We start from the raw sequence: 21,833 nt of genomic DNA on the forward strand, positions 1-21,833 counted from the left end.
TCTCCTTAACAATTTTCCTTCTCCTCGCAAGCAGTGATTTATTTTAAATTAAAGGAGGCATAATTAAAATGCCTCCTAGATAAGTTTTAGTCACTTAATGATGTTTCTTATTCTGCTAAACATCCTGCCTAAAGTAGTTGAATCCATAAATTTTTGATATTTTTGAACAAGTTTCCAAGACCTCATAGCATATATTCTTTTCAGTTCTAATAACGCTGCATGTTCAAGATGCGAGGAATCATCCTCAATTAGATTGTTTTCTAAAGTTTGTGATAGTTCAAGGCGCTGATTCCAAATCCATTCCAAATCAGCTTCTCGTTGCAAAAACTCATAATACATAGTTAAGTGATCATCTACCAAATCCCCAAGCATCCCCAAATGCTCATGCGAAATATTTTGATTTGCAATATACCTATGATTCATAAAATACGATTCAAGTTTAACAATAATATTATCAACAGAAAAATTATCTACTATCCTTGCTCTGCAATTTTGAGACATTTGTTCATACTTTTTCTTATCCTTAAGGATATCTTTAATAGCTTCAACATATTGCATAATTTCCTGCTTAGTATACTTTCGATCCTTATCAAAATAATCTGCCACTAATTCCAAAAAAGGGAGTAAAGCCCCGGTGGAGCTATCAACTAGTTCTTTTTGTCCACCTACATCTGAGCTTATAACAGGTGTGCCCATGGACATTGATTCATAGGCTGTCAGTGCCAATCCCTCAACTCTTGAGCAAATTAATGTTATATCACTATCTTTATAGAAAGGCCTCATATCTTGCTGCCTTCCAAATAAAAATACTGTATTAATAAGGTTCTCTTTTTTGATTCTATCTTGGATATCCCCGTAATATTGGCCATCTCCTACAACAAAAAAGCACACATCCGGGATAACCTTTTTGGTGGCTTTTGCAATTTCTAACATCAGAAATGGACGTTTCTCTTCTGAAAGTCGACACGGGAACAAAACCACCGGTCTACTTTCATCAATATTTATTTTTCTTCTTATAATTCCTTTGGATATAGTTCTGGGATCATAATAATCTTTATCAACACCTATATATAACGTTTCAATATTTTCTGGGGATCTTCGGTATTTATTAATCATCGTTTGCCTTAAATTTTCATTACAAACAAATGTCTTGTCAACGATATTGTTTACAACAGAAGAAGTTCTAGCATACCCTCCACCTCTCCAGTTCTCCACTTCCGAATGAACATAATCAACAATCATAAGATGAGGAAACTCTTTCTTTAACCATGGAATTAAATAATACCCGAGATAACTGTTATCCACCATAACAACGCTAATATCTCTAGTTTTTATTAAATAATGAATAAATGCACTCCAATCAGCCACATCCAAGAATGTTGTTAAGTCAAAAATATCAGTAACATGTTCTTCAAATCTTTGTCTCCATGTTGGTTCATCAGGGTTAGTGGTTACTACAGAAACATCAAACCTTTCTTTGTTTAAACGCGAAATTATATTCAAATCGAATTGATTAGCTCCACCCATAACCATATGCGGTAATATCATCAAAACTCTTATTTTATTATCATCAAATATAGGCCCTCTATTCCACTCCCATTTTCGTGGTTTTTCAAAATCCACTCCTCTATATCTAGGAAATTCAATGGCTTGAACAGAATCATCAAGTTCCGAGGCTGTTTCTTCGATTATTCTCATCGCTTTAGAATATAACTCTTTATCATTGTTTATTTTAGCAAGCCCACCAGTATTAGAATTCCTATACCAAAAACCATACCACCTCATATGGACTGGTAACTTACCTTTCTTTAATAGTTTTAGCCACAAAGTCCAGTCTTCAAAATAAAATTTCGCAAAACTATCATAGCCACCTACTTCTAATAAGTCTTTTTTTCGAAATCCCGCACTATAACACAAAATATTTTCTGACTTCATTACTTCTGACGAAAAGTGTTTATTCCATAGATATTCTTTACTAGCAAAGCCTGTGCTATCTGTGTAAGTCCAGCTAGCCTGGGGATTGCAATATAGAGACCAGTAAATACATTCAAGATAAGTTGGTTCTATAAGATCATCTGCATCTAAAGTTACAATAATATCAGTGCTAGTTAATTCAATTGCTTTATTTCTTGCAGTTGCTGCTCCTCCATTGTCTTTATGGTGCACTTTAATTCTTGAATCCTTCTTTGCAATATCAAGAAGTATGGATACGTCTTCATTATTTGTACTTCCATCATTAACTATAATCCATTCAAAATACGGAAACGTTTGGTTGAATACACAATTTGCTGTTTGTTCAAAGTATTGGCCCGCATTAAAATACGGTGTTATTATGCTTAATAATGGAGGGCCTTCATTTATTATTCCTCTGCTTAAAAGTTTTTTTCCTGGTTGTTGATCAAAATTAAAGTCCATTGTTACCCCTTTTCCTTTTCTAATATTGAGATCCATTCCCTTAACTCTTCAATTATTTTTTTCTGATTTACACATTCCTTCTGATAATTATCTACTTGTGTTTTCAACCAATCGTTCGCATTTTTCAACTCATCATTCCATTTCTGCAACTCCTCTATAATATCTTTTTGTTCTGCCAATTCCTTACTATGTAATGAAATTTGGCCTTTCATCCACTCCCTACCTTTTTCTAATTCTTCAACCCATGTTTTTAGTTCTAGGACTGCATTTCTTTCTTGTTCCAATTTCATTTCCAACCATATTTTACCACTCTCTACTTTTGAAATCTCATCTATATAGTCAGATTTTATACATCCATACTTATTATGAATAGCAATTGCATTATCTAGTTCCCCAATTAATATTGAATTAAACAAAATTTCATTCATCTTGTCAGATGGTTTTATTTTATACTTTTCACACTCAACAAAAAGCCAATTAAAGTTTCTGAGTACGTCCATTTTACTTTCATCAATCAGTTTTTCAGAGTAAAATATATCTTGAAATTTATAATTCAAAAAACCCTCCAATATTATAGAATAATAACTCATTTTGTCAAAAAGTTTAAACAACTCAAACACCATCTTATGACTTTCGTTTAACCCAAGGAAATATTTTTTATCATGAATATAACTAATAGATTTGTTAGAATTTTTTCTTAGTCGGTAGTTATAGATAATTTTTTTTAAAAAGGTAATATTCTGAGCACTAAATAAAGAGTGAATAACAAAAACAAGATCTTGGGCCACAATTCCTTCTGGAAAAGTTATATTGTTATTTATAATAAAACTTTTCCTGAAAATTTTTGTCCATACTGAGGGTGCTAATTTTAACAAAAATGCGGAGTCATCAATATTCGTGTTCGCTACTTTATCCGGAAAATCATCTGGTATAACAGAAGGATAAACAATACTGGTACCATCTTCTGAGATACATCTGTAAGTACCAAAAGCTACATCGGATTTGTTATGCGTAATAGAATTATATAGCACCTCACATGCATCGTTTGTAAAATAGTCATCTGGATCTAAAAACATAACGTACTCCGCACTAGCAAGCTTCAGTCCTTCATTTCTCGGTTTGCCGGCCGCCCCACTGCTTTCTGTATAGTGAACAGCAACAACATTATCATACCTTTTAGAGTAGTAATCTATAATTTTGGAGCTGTTATCTGTTGAACCATCATTCACCAAAATTACCTCTAAATCATTAAACCCAATTGTTTGATTCTCTAATGACTCAATAGCTCTCTCAAGATAATTTTCTACGTTATAAACTGGAACTATCACACTAATTTTGTACTCCATAAGCCCTCCTCATTTATCTGCCAATAGAAATATAATTCACTCCGTTCCTTCTCATGTCTAATACCGAAAAACAATTACGTCCATCATACACATTTGCTTGGGACATTAAGCTAAGAAATTTTTCGGGTTTAATTTCTTTAAACATATCCCATTCAGTAAAAATGAAGCAGGCTTCAGCATCTCGCAGACTTTCTTCAACACTAGTAGCATAATTAACTTGAGGAAAGTAGTTTTTGAACTTCTCCATACCCACCGGATCAAAAACTGTCAGCAACGCGCCTTCTTCAACAAGAATTTTAATATTGTCAATAGACGGAGCCTCACGCAAGTCATCTGTACCTGGTTTAAATGTTACTCCCAGTATGGAAACTCTAATACCCTTAAAGCTTGGAAACTGTTTTCGGGCTTTACTTATCAATTTGGTCTTTTGCAATTCGTTAACTTCAATAGCCGCCTTAACTGTTCTTAACTCATATCCATGCTGATAGGCTAACCAATGTAAAGATTTCGTATCTTTTGGAAAACAAGAACCACCATAACCAATGCCAGCGTTTAAAAATTTATTTCCAATCCTGTCATCAAAACTCATTCCCTTGGTCACATCATCTATATCAGCCCCTACAATTTCACATAAATTAGCGATATCATTAACAAAAGAAATTTTTAAAGCTAGAAAATCATTAGATGCATACTTGATCATTTCTGCACTTCTACGGTTTGTCACCAATATAGGACTTTTAATTTTTTTGTAGATTTCTCTTAATGTCCCCTCTGCTTTGTCAGATTCCACGCCCAAAATTAACCTTTTAGCATACAAAGTATCATTTATTGCGGTACCTTGTGATAAAAACTCCGGATTTGATGCTATTTCAAAAGTTACATTATATCTCAGTTTATCTTCAATAAATGAATTCAATTTATCAGCTGTTCCAATTGGAACAGTTGACTTTATTACAATCAAACAATTTCCCTGTATATTTTCGGCAATCTGTTCAGCTGCTTTAAACAAAATATTTAAATCCGCAGAACCATTTGGAAGTTCAGGAGTCTCTACTGCAATAAAGATAACATCTGCATCCCTGTAAGCTTCTACATAATTAGAAGTGAAATTCAATCTTTTTTGTTCGCTATTCTCTTTTATTAACTCGTCTATTCCCGGCTCAAAGACAGGACTAAGCCCGTTATTAAGCATTTTTATTTTCTCCTCGTTCGTATCAAGGCAGTGAACTGTATGACCCAGTTCGGCCAAACAAACACCTGTTACCAAACCAACATATCCAGTACCAGTAACAACTATTTTCAATTTATAAATTCTCCTTTTCACTTTCGTTCTCTAATTAATTTTAGAACAGAAAGCTTAGAAAGATACTTGCTTAGAAATCTTTTTACAACATAATTATCTCGCATCTGCTTAAAATCTCTAATAATAGATAAAGGGGATTTTTGGAGTTTTATAACATCCTTAAGATACATAATAATCTGCATTAATCTGTTGTATTTAATTGCTTGTATCTCATATTCATTATACATCACTAAATAGTCATCAATTAAATTTGATATACTTTTCAGTTTCATAGACAAATCTCTACGCTCAACTGCTCCCTTGCCTTCTTTAAATTTATCAAACTCATTCTCAAAATTAGCTAGCATTTGATTAATGGAAAATCCACTATTAATTCTTCTTCTGCAATTTTTCTTTAAATTTCTATATTCATTGCTATCTGTTAACATTTCCACTATGGTATCAACATATTGTTTTATCTCGTTACTGTTATACTTCTTACTGACTTCGATGTCTATATATTTAGTCTTCTCCTGCAACAAGGGCAATAAACGCCCTACTTTACTATCGATCAGTTCCTTTTGCCCTCCAACATCTGAACTTATAACTGGGACCTCCATAGCTAATGACTCGTAGGCTGTTAAAGCTAATCCTTCTCTTATAGAACATATCAGCGTTATATTCGCATCCTTGTAGAAACTTTTCATATCCACTTGTCTTCCTGCTAGGTAAACGGTGTCGTTTAATTTCCTCTTATCAATTTCTTTCCTTAGCTCTGACAGTTGAGGGCCGTCCCCAACTATTAGAAAACAAATGTCAGGTATGACTTTTCTGGTTTCTTTCGCAATTTCCAACATTAAAAACGGCCTTTTTTGTTCTGCTATTCTACATGGAAACAAAATTATTGGTCGGTTACCCAAATTAAACTGACTTCTGACTCTACCACTTTCAATTAACGAAGGGTCAAATTCTGTTGAATCAACACCAATGTATATAGTTTGCACAGCCTCTGGTTTTCTGTTGAACCTTGAAATTAGGAGCTGCCTTAAATGTTCGTTACAAACATATGTTTTTTCTATAATATCACCAGCTGCACTAGAGGTTCTAGCATATCCTCCTGCTCTCCAGCCCATTTCCTCCATATGGATATAGTCAACTATCACTAGATCAGGAAATTCTTTTCTAATCCATGGTAGAATGTAGTAACCATAATAACTATTCGAAATAAAGAGGATATCAATTTTTCTTGATTTAATGAAATAATGTATAAAAGAACACCAATGTTCGACATCCAAGAAAGTAGTTAGGTCGAAAATATTTGTAACATGTTTCTCAAATCTTTGTCTCCATGACGAGTCACCTGGATTGGTTGTTATTATGGAAATATCGTATTTATTTTTATTAATTCTGGCCGCCAAATCTAAATTAAATAGATCTGCCCCCCCCATTACCATATGAGGTAGTAACATTAGAATCTTTGTCTTATCGTTTAAGGGGTCTATTTCCATATCCCAATCCCAAATCAATGGTTTTTTAAAATCAGCATTTTTATATCTAGGGAATTCTATCCCTGCGATCTTTTTCTTCACTTTTGCTGCTGCTTTTTTAATTGACTGTTTGGCTAATCTATAATATTCTTCATCGTTACTTGTCTTAAATAAGACTCCCTCTTCAGTTCTTCTGTACCAAAAGCCATACCAATTCATGTGTACAGGGTATTTATTTGCAGATAAAAAATTTAGCCATAAGGCCCAATCTTCATACTGGTGTTTTTCAAGCTCAGGGTACCCCCCAACCTCTAGAAAATCTTTCTTCCTTATACCAGCGGTTACTGTTAAAAAATTTTCTGAGCACATTCTCCTTGAGTCGAATCCTTTTTTCCATAGATACTCTTGATTTTGAAAACCTACACTATCTGTATACGTCCAACTGGCTTCCGGATTACAGTACAAGGTCCAGTATACGCACTCCAAATAGGTAGGTTCTATTAAATCATCTGCATCAAGGGGGACTATGATATCAGTTGTAGACATCCTAACGCCATAATTTCTCGCTTTTGATGGTCCTCCATTCTCAGTGTGATATAACTTAACTCTCGGATCTTCCTGAGAAAGTTTTGTTAGCAGTTGTAAATCATCCGCATCATTAGTACCATCATTAACTATAATCCATTCAAAAAAAGGGAACGTTTGGTTAAATATGCTATTTGACGTTTGTCTAATATACTTTTTTGCAAAGTAGTATGGGGTAATAATACTTATAAGAGGAGGGATACTATTAGTATTAAACTCGAACCTTTTATAAAGGCCTGGTTGTTGATTGAAATCGAAATTCATCATATCATTTCTCCATTTTCAATAAATACATTGTAACTCCCTTGATTGTTCTAGTAATACCATTTATTATTCCAAACACATAGATCAGCACCGCCGCAAGAAAACGCTTTTGTTTCAGTAACCTGAGCATATATTCTTTTCTAATCATTTGGTCCGCTTTTAAATGTTCTTCAATACCAGAGTTAAGATATGCTGCTGAATAAGCATTTAAATTTATTCTTTTATGATAATAAGCAAGAGAACTAGGTAAAATATCAACCTTATTTTTTAACATATATCTAAGGTTAAACTCCCAATCCTCCAAAGCCAATAAGTCCTCGCGATATAATCCCACATCTTTAAATACTTCTCGCCTATATACAAAGGCGTTTATTGTAAACAAATTACACCTTAGCATTTTAACTAATCTGCCTTTTTTCAGTTGAGGGTTAAATATTCTTTTGTTAAGTTCAACAATTGTATTCCCCTCTATTTTTTCTGTTACCATTACTGTCCGTGTTGCAACCCCATTAGTTGCAATATGGCACTCCAAATATTCTATACAATTCTCCAGGAACTTTGGGTTCCAGGTATCATCGTCATCTAAAATAGCAATATACTCCCCTTGACTTCTACAAATGCCAACATTTAAAGCTTGCCCTCTAGTCGCCATATAATCTAAAGTTTCAACTTTTATTTTGTTTTTTTGATCTATATTAAATTCATCTATTATCTTAAATAAAAGTTCTTCTTTTCCACCGTTATTAATAACTATAATTTCGAAGTCTTTATATGTTTGAATAAAAATATTAATCAATGCCCTTTTCAACAATAGCGGCCTATCACACGTTCTGATTATTATAGAAACCTTTTTCACAATTTTCACCGACTTTATCAACTTTGTCGATATGCTGCCATTACTTCTTTTGTTTCCCCCAACATTTTCACTTCGCCTTTATCCAACCAAACAACTCTATGACAAAGCTCCTCAACTTGCTTTGCTGAGTGTGAAACGAATAATACAGTTGTCCCCTCACTGATCAGATCCTTTATTCGTTTCTCACATTTTTCTTTGAACTTAAAATCACCGACCGATAGTACTTCATCCACTATTAAAATCTCAGGTTTAATTAATGTAGCTATAGAAAAGCCTAACCTGGCAAGCATGCCCGAAGAATAATTTTTAATAGGAACATCTATAAAGCTATGCAACTCAGCAAAATCTACTATCTCGTCAAATTTTTCTTTCATAAATTGGTTCGAGTATCCCAAAACTGAACCATTTAGAAATATATTTTCCCGACCAGTTAAGTTTATATTGAATCCAGCACTCAACTCAATTAAGGGAGCCATGGTTCCAGTTACCTGAACCCTCCCTTTCGTTGGCTTTAATACACCAGCTATTATTTTTAACATAGTACTTTTTCCAGAACCATTTAGTCCTACTAGTCCAAATATCTCGCCTTTTTTTACATTAAAAGAAACATTTTGTAAGGCCATAAATTCCTCAAAAAATAACTTTCCTTTTATCAGTTTAACAAAATATTCTTTAAAGTTATCAATTTTTTCAGTACTAAGATTAAACATCATTGAAACGTTATCGACTTCAATTACATAGTTATCTGACATCTTTTCCTCCGTTTATACATACAATATAAACTTATCTTGCTTTTTATAGAATACATAGAATCCAAGCACTAGTGTAAAAAAACCAATGAGAAAACAAGTTAAGTTTTGTTGAAAGTTTGGAACAACGTTATACATTGTAACATCCCTAAACATGGCAAGCATTTGATAAATCGGATTAATGGTTAATATAAATCTGAGGTTCTCCGGAATTATAGTTATTGGGTAAAACAATGCAGTGAAATACATCCATGCCGTAAGTAATATTTCATACAGATAATTCAAATCTCTAAAGAAGACTGAATATGCTGCAAGCAAAAGACCTAAACCAGCTGCAAACATCGAAGTATACAATAAAGGAAATGGTAACAAGAAAATTGTAGGAGATATTTTTACACCTGTAATAATTATCACCAACAATAGAGCTATGATAGAAAAACATACATTTACCAATGCAGATACTGTTTTAGCGAGAACGAAAATATACTTCGGAATGTAAACCTTTTTAATTAGTGAAGCATTATCTACAATAGAAGTCATTGCTGAGGTAGTAGATTGGGAAAACAAGTCCCATATAATTCTGCCAGTCAACACGTAAACTGCAAAATGAGGTATGTCGCTTTTAAACAAACTCGAAAATACAATCGTAAGGACCAACATCATGAATATTGGTTGTAACACACTCCATATAATCCCTAAAACTGATCTTCTGTAGCGGAGCTTAATGTCGTTTACCACTAATTCTTTAAGTAAAAATCTGTATTTCAAAAAATTCATTAAGTATGCTTTCATGGGTTGTTCCTTTCATTTTTTTATTTTCGATTTATAAAAAGAGAGTGATAATAATCAAATGTATTCTGAAGTCCCATTTCAAGTTCAAATTTGGGACTCCATTTCAACGAATTTTTCGCATTTTGGTTGTCTAAACAACTTTTTTCAATGTCACCTTTACGTGCTTCTTTATAGATTGGGCTTATCTTTCTGTTACTCACTTTTTCGAGAATATCCAAAAGCTGGTTGATAGTAATTGAACTATTCGTACTGATATTGAAAGTGCCATTTATATCATTATTCGCAGCAATTATATTTGCTGATACAACATCGTGAACATAAATAAAATCCCTAGTTTGCTTGCCATTCCCAAATACAACTATTTGCTCATTCCTTAATATATTATTTAAAAAGATAGAAATAACGCCGCCCTCACCCAAAAAATCTTGACGTGGGCCATAGACATTAGAGTAACGTAATATGGTATATTTCAAGTTATATAAAGAAGAATAGGTTTTTATATAATTCTCAGGAACCATCTTAGAAATACCATAAAAGGAAATTGGTTCTGTATCATGACATTCGCCTATTGGATTGGATTTCGGATATCCATAAACAGCTGCGGAAGAAGAATATACTATTTTTTTCACTGCGAATTTTTTGCAATTTTCCAGTATATTAACCGTTCCGTAGATGTTTATTTTTTGGTCTTTTATTGGATCAATAATAGATCTATTAACATTCACTTGAGCAGCCATGTGAATAACTACATCTGGCCTAAAAACTTCGAATACATTGGTGAGTTCGATAGATGTTATATCCATCTCAAAAAAAACAGCTTTCTTATTTATATTCTCCTTATATCCAGTTGATAAATTGTCAACTATTGCTACTGTTTGTCCAGATTCCACAAGTGAATCAACCACATGAGAACCTATAAATCCGGCTCCCCCCGTTACAAGTACTCTCAACACGTTCACTCCAACTCATTAGATATTATTTAAAATCCATAGTTTCCTAAAGATATTTAAAGACATCGTATTTTATAATCTAGGTATGCTATGTTAAAATATTGACTGCATCTACAAGAAAAGGAGATTGTAAACCTTGTCGAATCCAGTATACGGGAAACAGGCCCAAACGTCGACCCGTGACGATAAAAGGTCGTCGTTATTTTGGGTGTTAATTGTTGGAATCATGTTGTTTTTTATCTGGTCTCCATTTCAGGCCGCTCTGTTCAACGGACAGATGCTTGATTTTGAGAAGCCTGTTTATTGGGCTCTCACGATCACCTCAATTCTTTTGATTATAGCAATACTAAGCTATTATAAAGAATTCAGACTGGAAGAGCAAAGAGACTGGCTGGCTGTGATGGTAGTGCTGCTTCCGCTGACGTATGTATTGTCGCTAGTTTCTGCGGCTTCGCACTACTTGGCCATGAATATGGTGATCGTGCAGTGCATTTATGCCGCCATGTTCATCATGTCATTGTACCTCTTGCAGGATCGGCTGGGCAATAACATCATCCAGACCACGATTATGAGCGTTGCCTATCTGATCATAGGCTTTGGTTTTATCAACTGGTTCGGACAGTGGGTACTGGCCGGCAAGCTGGTAGACTGGTTCTCCAGCGCGGTGTATCAAAACCGGTACACCAGTGCCGTCATGACGGATACCAATGGTCTTCGTCTGACCTCTGTATTCCAGTATGCGAATACATACGCAGCGTTTCTAATGGCCTTCTTTTTTGCAGCCATCTTTAGCTTGATGAAATCGAAGACCTGGTTCGGGCAGTTGACACATGGTTTTATGCTCGTTCCGATTCTCGTTTCTCTGTTCCTGACCTTGTCCCGTGGCGGATTGGTTATGATGCCAGTTGTATTCATTCTGTTGTTGCTGTTCTTCAAACCAGCTCGGCAGCTGCTGTGGATTATCCATTGTGCAGTATCAGGAATTGTCTCGTTGGCTGTTCTTAGCCCGATTACAAATATGGGGCTTCAGCTGAATCAAACGTACAACGGAGCCACTGCAGCTAAAGGCTGGGGACTGCTCATTGCGGCTTCGCTCGTTGCAGGCGTAATATCCTGGCTGATTCAACAGTATGTCGCTCCTAAGCTGGAGAATGGCATGCAGGGTTGGGCTTCGCAAAAATTTTCCAACCTGTGGCTCCCGGTTGGTTCGGTCGTCATCGTCGGGGTTGTGGCCTTCTTGTTAATTGGTACAAGCCTGCGCAACGTACTGCCTGAAAATATCCGTGTGCGTGTGGAAGGTATCAACTTCCAGCAGCACAGTGTATTGGAGCGCTTCCAGTTTTATGAAGATGCTTCCAAGCTGATTGCCGATTATCCGATTATCGGAGCGGGCGGCGGTGGTTGGGCAACGCTCTACGAGAAGTATCAGGATTACCCTTATACAAGCCGTCAGGCGCATAACTTCTTTATGCAGTATTTAGTCGAGGTTGGCATTTTAGGCTTTGCTATTTTTATGGCTTTCATTTTGTTTGTGTTTTATAAATATATCCGAGGATATATTCAGCATGCGGAGCAGCGGGATTCTTACTTCCTCTATTTCATTTTAACGCTGTCCATCCTGCTGCACAGTATTCTGGACTTTAACCTGAGCTATGTGTTTATGGGCATGCTGGTATTTGTTGGGCTGGGAGGTATGGCCGCAGCAATGCACAGCAGACCGGTAAAACGGCTTTCTCTGAATCCTGCCGCTTTCAGACCCTTATACAGCGGGGTCATTGGAATTATAGCGATCATCCTTGTATTCACTGGTTTACGTTTTATACAATCAAGTAATGCGTCCACGGAAGCCAGGCAGATTGCTCGTACGAGCCAATCTTTTGATCAGATTCAGGCGGCAGTAAATGAGGATTTATCCATCCGGCCGACACATCCGGATTCGTTAATCCTGTTGTCATCGCTATATCAAGCGGCATATAAACAAACTCAGAACGAACAGTTTTATACGGCTGATGAAGACTTGCTGAAGCGGGGCTTAAAAGCAGAGCCTTTTAATAAAAGCATGACTTCTAATCTAATGTCTCATTATCAGCTGAAGAACGACAATGAGAAGGCTTTTGAGATCCTACAAGACAAAATTTCGAATTATAAATGGGATATTACGTGGTACAGCAATCTCATCCAGCAAGCCTTTGCTCTCGGCAATCAAGCGAGAGAGCAAGAGGATACTGCAAAGCAGCAGCAGTATTTTGAAGCAGGCTTGAACGCATATCAACAAGTGCTGGATGGTGTTGCGCATATCAATAATCTGCCTAAAAGCATAATGATTACGAAACCATTTAATGTGACACCTGAAATTGCTTTAAATACAGGGAAAATTCAATTTATGTCCAATAAACCTGCCGAAGCGGCAGCAATCCTGCAGCCTTTTTTGAATGAAGATCTGAGCAACGCGACAAATAAGGAAATCGTCCGCTACTATGTCGCCGCTACTCAGAAACAAGGGCAGGTAGATCAGACTTGGTATGACAAGCTGATTCAAGCCGATGCTAATGAAAAACAACAAATTGATGATTTGGTTGCTTTACAACTACAATAAATACGGAATGTACTAGGCAAGAAAAAACGGTCACTCCTTAAGGAGTGACCGTTTTTTCTTGATCTATTTTCTCAACCACCCGTCTCATATAATCGAGAACATCGTCTTTCAACTCACTGTGCTTGAGTGCATAATGGATAGTGGTTTCAATGAAACCTAATTTTTCTCCTACATCATGCCGGTTTCCGTCAAACTCATAACCAAGAATCGGGCTGTGTTCCCCTAGTTCTGCTAATGCATCGGTAAGCTGAATTTCACCGTTCACGCCTGCCTTTTGCTGACCGAGCAATTCAAAAATATCCGGGGTCAAAATATACCGTCCCATGATAGCCAAGTTTGATTTCGCTTCTTCCGCCTTCGGCTTCTCCACTAACCGTCTCGCTTCGACAATCTTTTTCTCAAGTGAAGTACCTTCAACAATACCGTAGCGGTTCACTTCGTTCCAAGGGACCTGCTTAACCCCTACCACAGCGCGCTGGTATCGGTCAAATACATCAATCATCTGCTTGAGACAAGGAACATCGGACTCAACGATATCGTCCCCAAGGAGAACGGCAAAAGGCTCCTCCCCGATAAATTTGCGGGCACACCAGATTGCATGTCCCAGTCCTTTTGGTTCCTTTTGGCGTATGTAATGAATATCCGCCATCTCCGAGGGCTTTCGTACTTCATCAAGCAGCTTCCATTTCTCTTTTTCGGCCAAATTGTATTCAAGTTCAAAGGAGGAATCAAAATGGTCCTCAATCGCCCTTTTGCCCTTACCCGTAACAATAATAATATCCTCTATCCCCGAGGCAACTGCTTCTTCAATAATGTATTGAATGGTTGGCTTATCGACAATGGGAAGCATTTCTTTAGGCATCGCTTTGGTTGCTGGCAGGAATCTCGTACCTAGGCCAGCCGCCGGGATAATGGCTTTACGAATTTTCTTCATGTAACTTGCTCCTTTACCTCATTCCATATCAATTAGTTTAGATACATTACTCTATTATAGCAGGTATCTCCTAGACTATAGCAAATCATATTTTAATACGGCTTATTTTTTTAGCCCCCCCTGGGTGCCTCTGATTTCACCCTTAGGGTACGTTTGTATCGGTCGATGACCTCGTGTACTTGTTCCGGCATCTCTTCCAGAAACCTACGGGGAAGCGGGAGACACGACGTTCATGAAGTTGGACAAATACTCAGCTCCGGACTGCTTGATGGCGTTGTAGACCGTGTTGCGCCAACCCTCATCGACGTGGACCGGGTGGGACATGCCGATGCGATCCATCAGGGAGACGCGGTGCTGCTCACACGACGGCCGCGGTTAGTGGTATGGAACCTTGACAGATGCCGGTGGATGATTACCTTCAGCTTGCCTGTACACGATCGTTTCAGAAAATCCACCATCATGTTCAGGTTGCATATCCATCAATTACGCGCCGTACGCAGCTCCCAGCGCGAGGTGTACTCTACATGTCAACGGTAGTCAGCACATCACGACAGACTTTTCTCTGCGGTCTACATATTGAGCAATTCCCTGATGTCCTCCTCGCTCATTGCGGAGGTGTTGCCCGTGGAAGAGTTCAGTACATCCTCGATCAGGTCCTTCTTCTTCTGCTGCAGCTCCAGCATTTTCTCCTCAATCGTGCCTTCCGCCACCATGCGGAATACCTGCACGATTTTGCGCTGTCCCATGCGGTGGGCACGGCCCGCGGCTTGCTCCTCGACTGCCGGGTTCCACCACAGATCGAACAGCACGACCGTATCGGCGCCGGTGAGATTAAGGCCGGTACCGCCCGCCTTAAGCGAGACGAGGAAAATGTCGTGCTCCCCTTCATTGAAGCGGCGGCTCATCTCGACGCGCTCACTGGCGGGAGTGCTTCCATCGAGATAGAAGGCCTGGTGGCCGTGCTCCTGCAATGCAGTACGAATCAGCCCCAGCATACTGGAAAATTGGGAGAAGATCAGGAAGCGCCGCCCATTGACCAGACCGTCCGCCACCAGCTCCAGCAGCTGCTCCAGCTTGCCGGAGGTTCCCTTGTAATTCTCAATGAACAGAGATGGGTGACAGCAAAGCTGGCGCAAACGCGTAATCCCGGCCAGAATCCGTATGCGGCTCTTCTGGAAGCCTTCTGTCTCCAGATCCTTCAAGGTGTCCTCCCGTAACCGTGCCATATATGCCAAATACAGCTTCTTCTGCTCTTTGGTAAGTGCAGAGCGATGGATGGTATCGATCCGGTCCGGGAGCTCCTCCAGCACATCCTGTTTGAGCCTGCGCAGCAGAAATGGTGAAATCATACGTGCAATACGTTCACGCGGCAGCTCATGCAGGTGCTTTTGCCCATGGAACAGAGCGGGAAAAACAGCCTCGAAGATGGACCAAAGCTCCTGCAGCGAGTTTTCGATCGGCGTCCCTGTTAAGGCAAACCGATGCTGTGCGGACAGCTGCTTCACCAGCTGTGCCGTCTGGGAGCCGCTGTTCTTGATCGCCTGGGCCTCGTCCAGAATCAGAATGGGAAAATCCCTGTCCTTGTACCATTCCGCGTCCCGGCGCAGCAGCGGGTAAGAGGTAATCAGCACGTCGTAAGCCTGCGCGTGCATATCCTCCATCAAACTGCTGCGCTGTTCTTTGTCGCCAGCAGCTACTGCGACCTTCAGTTCCGGGGCAAAACGGCGCAGCTCATTCTCCCAATTGTAAGTGAGTGAAGCCGGTGTAATGATCAGCACAGGCTGCTGTACTGCAGGATCGGCATACCGGCTGCCTGACTCTGCTTCATTGCCCGGTCTATCTCCTACACCAGTACTTGCCTCAGCACCTGTTTTATTGACTGCTTCAGCGCCCGCCACAGCGGCCGCTGCGCGCTCGTCCAGTTCAGAGCGAATGTAGGCGATCGTCTGCAAGGTTTTACCCAGGCCCATATCATCAGCCAAAATCCCGCCAAAACCAAAGCAAGACAGGTTCTTGAACCACTGAAAGCCTTCCGCCTGATAATCCCGCAATATCGGCTCCAGACTGGCTGGCAGCTCGTACGACATCCGCTCCGGATGAAGCAGACGCTCCAGAAACTGACGCAAAGTTTTGCCAAGACGCACAGCTTTGCTCTTCGTCTCCTCGGGGTGAAACAGCTGCAGAGCTCGCAGACCCGGGATGCGAAACACGCCTTGCTTTGCCTGATCACGCTTCAGGTCCAGCTGTTCAACTACTGTCCGTATCTCATCATAAGCCTGTCCTTCCAATGACAGCAGCACACCGTCACGCAAACGCACATATTTTTTCTTCTCTACTATATGCTTTAGAATATGACTGATTTCTTCCGCTTCTATGCCCTCCAGCTCAAAGTTAAGCTCCAGCCAGTCAAGCCCCTGCGTCAGGTCCGCCTTCAGCTTCATCGGGCTTGCGGAACGCTGTCTGAACTGCTGTACCGATTGTGACACATACAGCTCTGCCAATTCCTCCAGCGCGGGCAGCACCAGATACAGCATCTCATACATCTGCTCATTCGTACTGGCCAGCCAACGGCCGTTGATACAGGACATAGAAGTCTCCTCCAGCAGCCTCAATACACGCTGTTCACGCTCACCATGACGAATGAGAATGATCTCTTCAGATTTGCGCTGCTTGGGCGCGGGCGATAAAGGATCAATTACAATATCCCCATAATGAAATTCGGCGCGCAGCACCAGACTGTCATCCTCTTGATCCAGAAAAGCCTTGACGGCAAGCTCTGGTTCTTGAATCTTCTGCTGCACCTGCTTGTCCAGCCTTACCTGGCCGAGCTGGCGCAGCACAGGCAGTGTATGCTGCAGGAAGGGCTCGATCTGTCGGGCAGATAGCTCAATCCGCCCCTTGCCGCCATAAGCGGACAATGTGGATTTCAACTTAGAAAGCTGCCGAATCTGCCGGGGCTCCATTTTGAACAATTTCCCCGACTCCAGCACGACTCCGTAATTCTCCAGCAGAGCCAGCCTGTCTACACCTTCCACCTTCAAAACATAACCGTCCTCCTGACCCGGAGTGATCTTATACTGAATTGGCGGCAATCCCTCAGTCTGCTCAAGCTGAGCATTGCCTAATGTGCCCTTCCCCTCCCAGATGACATGCTTCGCTTGCACCAGCTTGTCCAGCAGCTGATCCCAGACTATAGGCGGAATGTACATTCGTTTGGGATCTTCATGGGTGCCAAGACTGGAGGAATAAGGATTTATTGTTTTCTTCATCAACCTTTCATTGGCTCTAACGCGCAGCAGGATGTCCATAATAGCCTGATCCTCTGGCAGAAAAACCTGGCTTGTCTGATCAAAGGTAAATATTTTTGTGAAAGGATACGACTCCCCTCTGTCCAACGCATCCAGAAAGTCTCTGATCTTTTGCACGATATATGTTCGCTTGACCCCGATTTTCATCTCCAGTGCCAAATAATCCTCAACGTTGTATCCGTCCATAACCTTTATTATATATTCCACCTGCAGCGTGTCTTTCCCTGAGGTACTCATGGTCGTATTGGCGGCCGCCGGAGCCTCATCCGGGCCCGTTTTCCGCACATCCAGTATTTTCATCATCTGGTCTGCTGCCGCGTAACTGACTGCTGGTGGCTTCTGCTGCCTGGAATTTATGGATCCCTGACTAACCGGAAAAGTGTGCACATTCTGCCTGCTGTTCGTCTGCGGAAGGCTGCTGAAGCCTGAAGTAGTACGGTTCACGTGATTCAGCATGGAGTTCGGTCCGCGAATGGAGAGTCCTTCCTGTGCAAGGCGTTCCTTTTCCTTGTTTGCCTCCTGCTTTGCAGCCCCCTGGTTCCTTCTGTATATGGCTATCAGCACTGCCGCAATATGCTTGCAGCCTTCATAATAATAACTACCATAGGCTGGACAGGTACAATTCGTCTCTATCTCTCCAAAGCCATCTATGTCGACTGTAACTTTGTATTTTTTATTTCCTTGCACGACAGCGTTATATCTTTCGCCTGTATCGGACCAGTCTTCATTTTCTTCAAGCTCAAGAGAAATCACGCGGCCCGAATCACAATAGTCTCTTCCCCTGTTATAGGCTGTTGTTCCGTACAGAGCACGTATATCGGACAAACTATAATCAAACACTGCTTCTGTACCTCCTTTCTCCAAACGAGTTCCTACTAACACTTAACCTTTATTTCTTCCATTTGCGCTACCAGATAAGAAAAACGTCTATCGACGTTCTTTCACAGAAGAGACAGACCACACTTTGCTGAAGCTTTTCTTAAGATTATAGGGTTGCTCTGCTCCGCTGAAAAACTATTTGACATAGTACGCTATAATCCTAAAACATCTATCGCTCTCCAAAGAGGGCCAGACTGTAATTAGCAGTAGTTTTTCTTACAATATAAAGAAGAATTCTCCCGAAGTTAAACTTTCTTATATCTAAAAAAACCTCCAGCCCCACAGTATGTGGTCCGGCTGGAGGCGTAAATACAGTATATTCACACTATTACAATATCATAGTTGTGGTATACCTTGCAGTTCATATTTGAAGAGTCAAAAAAGCTACACTGTATGGTTATTTCACCAACTGTCCTCTCGTTACTCCAAGCTGGTTGGTGGCCTTCAACGTCTTCCATACCTGAGTGCCGCTGATTTCGCCGCGCAGGGCTCGTTTGTAGAGATCTATGACCTCGTGCACCTGTTCCGGCGTCTCTTCCAGGAACTCTACGCGGAAGCGGGAGACCCCGAGGTCCATGAAATTGGACAGGTACTCCGCGCCGGACTGCTCGATAGCGTTGTAGACCGTGTTGCGGCAGCCCTCGTCGACGCGGACCGGATGGGACATGCCGATGCGGTCCTGCAGGGAGACGCGGTGCTCCTCACACGGACGGCCGCAGTTGGTGTAGTCTGTGCCTTCGCTCAGGAAGGTGCAGTACACGCAATGCTCGGTATGGAACATCGGCAGATGCTGGTGGATGACGACCTCCATCTTGTCCGTACGTGACCGTCCCAGCAGATCAACCATCTGCTGGATGTTCAGGTCGTACGACGGCGTTACGGCATCACAGCCGGCCTCCAGGAAGAGGTCAACCGCCTTGTGGTTCGCGATATTCAGCGAGAAGTCCCCGATCAGCTCCGGATGCTGGGCGTCCGGATTCTCACGGCGGTGCTTCAGATAGAAATAGAGCGCACCGGTGTTGCGCACCAGCACCGCGTCCGGCTGAAGGCGCAGGATGTTGTTGTGGTAGCCGTTTTCGCCAGGCATGTGAATGCGCGGGGTAACCAGCGCAATCTTGCGTCCAGCGGCGTGCACGGCTTTAACCGCTGCCGGGAACTGCTTGATGAACTCGAAGTCGGCGTAGATGAATTCCACGCCGGCTTCGAGCGCAGCCTCCACCTGCGGGAGGCTGCGGCACAGCGCGGTCAGCTCCGCCTGACCGCGAGCCACCGGCGCTGCCGGCACGGCCGCATCGCCGTAAACCTCAACCGCCCGTTTCACATAGACCGGCGGTTTCGGCCGTTCGCCCGCGAGCTGTTCCACCGCCTTACGGCGGATGTTGTTAAGCTCGCGCATCGGCACGATGACGTCCCCGTGCAGGTGGACGTCCAGTGCCTCCAGCTGGAACACAGTCCCGCCCAGGCGGCCGAATTGCTCTTCGAGCAGCTCGGCGGTCATGGGACGCTTCTGGGCGATCTCCAGTTCCAGCTCGGAATCGACGCGGACCGTTGTGCCCTTCTGCACGTCGGTCCACCATGTCGTCAAAGGCTGGCCGGGATGGCCTACAGCCTTCACATGCACCGGGAAGACGCGGTACGGCTTCTCCGTCTCAAATGTCTGGCGCAGGCGCTTATCCAGCGCCGGGTCGTTCGTCTTCCAGATGCGGTCGCCGACATGAAGACGGCGCAGGTCTACATCGTTCCGGCCTGGCACGATATCAATCACCCAGCCTTCGCCGGCTTCACCTTCCACCTTGACGCCTTTGCGGCGAATATCGTAGACACGTCCGCCTTCTTCCTTCTTCGTCGGATCGCCGGCATCAAACACGATGCCGTCCCCACGCTTGAGCGGCGCCTCAATCCGGCATACGACAGCGTCGCGCAAAATCTTTTCCACACGTCCAAGATAGACGCCGCGGCTTTTCGGGAATGTACCGTCCACCAGTTTTTTGTTGTTGGTCCCGTCCAGGAAACCGTGTGTAAAACCACGCGAGAAGCTCTGCTGCAGCTCGCGGATTTCTTCTTTGCTCGGCTTCGTATTGTCACCATCGAAGTAGCGGTCAATGGCCTTGCGGTATTTGCTGACTACGTTAGCTACATATTCAGGCGACTTCAGGCGCCCTTCAATCTTGAAGGAGGTTACACCAGCCTCGATCAGCTCCGGCATAATATCAATCGCTGCCAGGTCCTTTGGCGACAGCAAATAAGCCACATCGCCCATCGGTTTCTGATCGCCATCGACCATCAGGTCATACGGCAGGCGGCACGCCTGGGCGCACTCGCCGCGGTTTGCGGACCGTCCGCCCCACATTTCAGAGGTTAGACATTGGCCCGAGTAAGAGACACACAGTGCCCCATGTACGAATACTTCCATCGGCAGCCGTGCCTGCTCGCCGATTTTCTGGATCTGCTTCAGATTATTCTCCCGTCCAAGCACAACCCGCTCCATATTGAACGGTTTCGTAAATTCCACCGCCTCCGGAGAAGTGATGGTCATCTGTGTGGAACCGTGAATCGGGAAATCCGGCGAGATCTCGCGAATCATTTTTACAAGGCCCAGATCCTGCACAATCACCGCATCCACACCCGCGTCAATACAGGCATCAATCAGTTCCTTGGCATCCTCCATTTCATTCTCAAAAACGAGGATATTAAAGGTCAAAAAGCCCTTGACCCCATAGCTGTGCAGGAATGCCATAATCTCCGGCAGCTCGTCCATCCGGAAGTTGTTGGCACGTGCCCGGGCATTAAACTTCTCCACACCGAAAAAGATTGCATCCGCCCCGTTGGCCACGGCCGCCCGCATGCAGTCCCAATCGCCTGCCGGTGCCAGCAGCTCCACATCTTCTCTCCGCAATTGCTGTATATCCATATAATCCTCCCTGATCTGCGCCTACTGCGCCGGTATTTCTTAACTATTTCACTGCCGAGTTCCTATAAGAAAAAAAGACGTACTTTCATGACAGACTACTCTAACTAGAGTTTTCCCCTATGATATCAGGAAGCTCGCGCTTCGAAGATCATTCTTTCTGCTATCTAAACAAACCCATCTATCGACGCACTTTTCAAAGTATCTGAAAAAAGAATGATGTGCAGCAGAAATATACTGCCTCATCTTTCATTTTGTACAAATCAGTGACATTATAACTAATCTAGTGTACCAGACTGCGCAGCTTCCTTCTACTCTTTCCAGACATTCCTTTCAGAAAATTTTCAGCTGGTTCGAATCACAGTGAAGACGAAGAGAGTTCGGTAAAAAAACAGCGTTCACCTATGTCCCCGAATTTATTCTGCTATAAAACACAATTTGAATAAAGGTACTTGGATGGAAGGAATAACTCTTTTCCAAGC

Annotated in this window: 12 protein-coding genes; 1 reads left to right on the forward strand and 11 read right to left on the reverse strand. The window is 41.9% G+C overall.

The window, feature by feature from the left end:
• Positions 1–90 precede the first annotated feature (90 nt).
• Genes ACE5KN_RS07120 through ACE5KN_RS07155 form a run of 8 tightly spaced genes read right to left on the reverse strand, consistent with a single transcriptional unit; the run spans position 91 to position 10,729 of the window.
• Positions 91–2,451, reverse strand: a complete 2,361-nt coding sequence (locus ACE5KN_RS07120) for a glycosyltransferase (protein WP_375528078.1) — start codon at positions 2,449–2,451, stop codon at positions 91–93.
• Positions 2,418–3,761: a glycosyltransferase gene (locus ACE5KN_RS07125; protein WP_375528079.1), complete on the reverse strand. Its 1,344-nt coding sequence runs from the start codon at positions 3,759–3,761 to the stop codon at positions 2,418–2,420. The genes ACE5KN_RS07120 and ACE5KN_RS07125 overlap by 34 nt, the downstream gene beginning before the upstream one ends.
• 13 nt (positions 3,762–3,774) lie before the next feature.
• A complete protein-coding gene (locus ACE5KN_RS07130) occupies positions 3,775–5,064 on the reverse strand; it encodes a UDP-glucose dehydrogenase family protein (RefSeq protein WP_375528080.1) in 1,290 nt (429 codons plus the stop codon).
• Between the two features lie 17 nt (positions 5,065–5,081).
• Complete coding sequence (locus ACE5KN_RS07135) at positions 5,082–7,382, reverse strand: glycosyltransferase (RefSeq protein ID WP_375528081.1); 2,301 nt, start codon at positions 7,380–7,382, stop codon at positions 5,082–5,084.
• Position 7,383: 1 nt separating this feature from the next.
• Positions 7,384–8,244 (reverse strand): glycosyltransferase family 2 protein, encoded by an 861-nt coding sequence (locus tag ACE5KN_RS07140; RefSeq protein ID WP_375528082.1) that lies wholly within the window; start codon positions 8,242–8,244, stop codon positions 7,384–7,386.
• A gap of 8 nt (positions 8,245–8,252) precedes the next feature.
• Positions 8,253–8,987: an ABC transporter ATP-binding protein gene (locus ACE5KN_RS07145; protein ID WP_375528083.1), complete on the reverse strand. Its 735-nt coding sequence runs from the start codon at positions 8,985–8,987 to the stop codon at positions 8,253–8,255.
• Positions 8,988–8,999: 12 nt separating this feature from the next.
• Positions 9,000–9,761 (reverse strand): ABC transporter permease, encoded by a 762-nt coding sequence (locus ACE5KN_RS07150; protein WP_375528099.1) that lies wholly within the window; start codon positions 9,759–9,761, stop codon positions 9,000–9,002.
• A 35-nt stretch (positions 9,762–9,796) separates the two neighbouring features.
• Entirely contained in the window at positions 9,797–10,729 is a 933-nt protein-coding gene (locus tag ACE5KN_RS07155) for an NAD-dependent epimerase/dehydratase family protein (RefSeq protein WP_375528100.1), read from the reverse strand.
• Positions 10,730–10,862: 133 nt separating this feature from the next.
• Here ACE5KN_RS07155 and ACE5KN_RS07160 point away from each other — a divergent pair, with 133 nt between their 5' ends.
• Positions 10,863–13,322, forward strand: a complete 2,460-nt coding sequence (locus tag ACE5KN_RS07160) for an O-antigen ligase family protein (protein WP_375528084.1) — start codon at positions 10,863–10,865, stop codon at positions 13,320–13,322.
• A 37-nt stretch (positions 13,323–13,359) separates the two neighbouring features.
• Here the strand turns inward: ACE5KN_RS07160 and galU are convergent, their stop codons facing one another.
• The 3 genes from galU to ACE5KN_RS07175 all read right to left on the reverse strand — a co-directional run bounded on the left by galU (position 13,360) and on the right by ACE5KN_RS07175 (position 21,354).
• Positions 13,360–14,256: a UTP--glucose-1-phosphate uridylyltransferase GalU gene (galU, locus tag ACE5KN_RS07165; RefSeq protein ID WP_375528085.1), complete on the reverse strand. Its 897-nt coding sequence runs from the start codon at positions 14,254–14,256 to the stop codon at positions 13,360–13,362.
• 569 nt (positions 14,257–14,825) lie between these two features.
• A complete protein-coding gene (locus tag ACE5KN_RS07170; RefSeq protein WP_375528086.1) occupies positions 14,826–18,404 on the reverse strand; it encodes a DEAD/DEAH box helicase in 3,579 nt (1,192 codons plus the stop codon).
• Positions 18,405–18,840: 436 nt separating this feature from the next.
• Positions 18,841–21,354: a U32 family peptidase gene (locus ACE5KN_RS07175; protein ID WP_375528087.1), complete on the reverse strand. Its 2,514-nt coding sequence runs from the start codon at positions 21,352–21,354 to the stop codon at positions 18,841–18,843.
• Between the last annotated feature and the right edge of the window lie 479 nt (positions 21,355–21,833).

The sequence above is a fragment of the Paenibacillus terreus genome (assembly GCF_042138595.1).
GTDB classification, from domain to species: Bacteria; Bacillota; Bacilli; order Paenibacillales; family Paenibacillaceae; genus Paenibacillus; species Paenibacillus terreus.

Excerpts from the sequence above, each read along its gene's own strand:
- ACE5KN_RS07135 (WP_375528081.1), bottom strand. The coding sequence starts at position 7,382 with ATGATGAATTTCGATTTCAATCAACAACCAGGCCTTTATAAAAGGTTC.
- galU (WP_375528085.1), bottom strand. The coding sequence starts at position 14,256 with ATGAAGAAAATTCGTAAAGCCATTATCCCGGCGGCTGGCCTAGGTACG.
- ACE5KN_RS07120 (WP_375528078.1), bottom strand. The coding sequence starts at position 2,451 with ATGGATCTCAATATTAGAAAAGGAAAAGGGGTAACAATGGACTTTAAT.
- ACE5KN_RS07150 (WP_375528099.1), bottom strand. The coding sequence starts at position 9,761 with ATGAATTTTTTGAAATACAGATTTTTACTTAAAGAATTAGTGGTAAAC.
- ACE5KN_RS07175 (WP_375528087.1), bottom strand. The coding sequence starts at position 21,354 with ATGGATATACAGCAATTGCGGAGAGAAGATGTGGAGCTGCTGGCACCG.
- ACE5KN_RS07125 (WP_375528079.1), bottom strand. The coding sequence starts at position 3,761 with ATGGAGTACAAAATTAGTGTGATAGTTCCAGTTTATAACGTAGAAAAT.
- ACE5KN_RS07145 (WP_375528083.1), bottom strand. The coding sequence starts at position 8,987 with ATGTCAGATAACTATGTAATTGAAGTCGATAACGTTTCAATGATGTTT.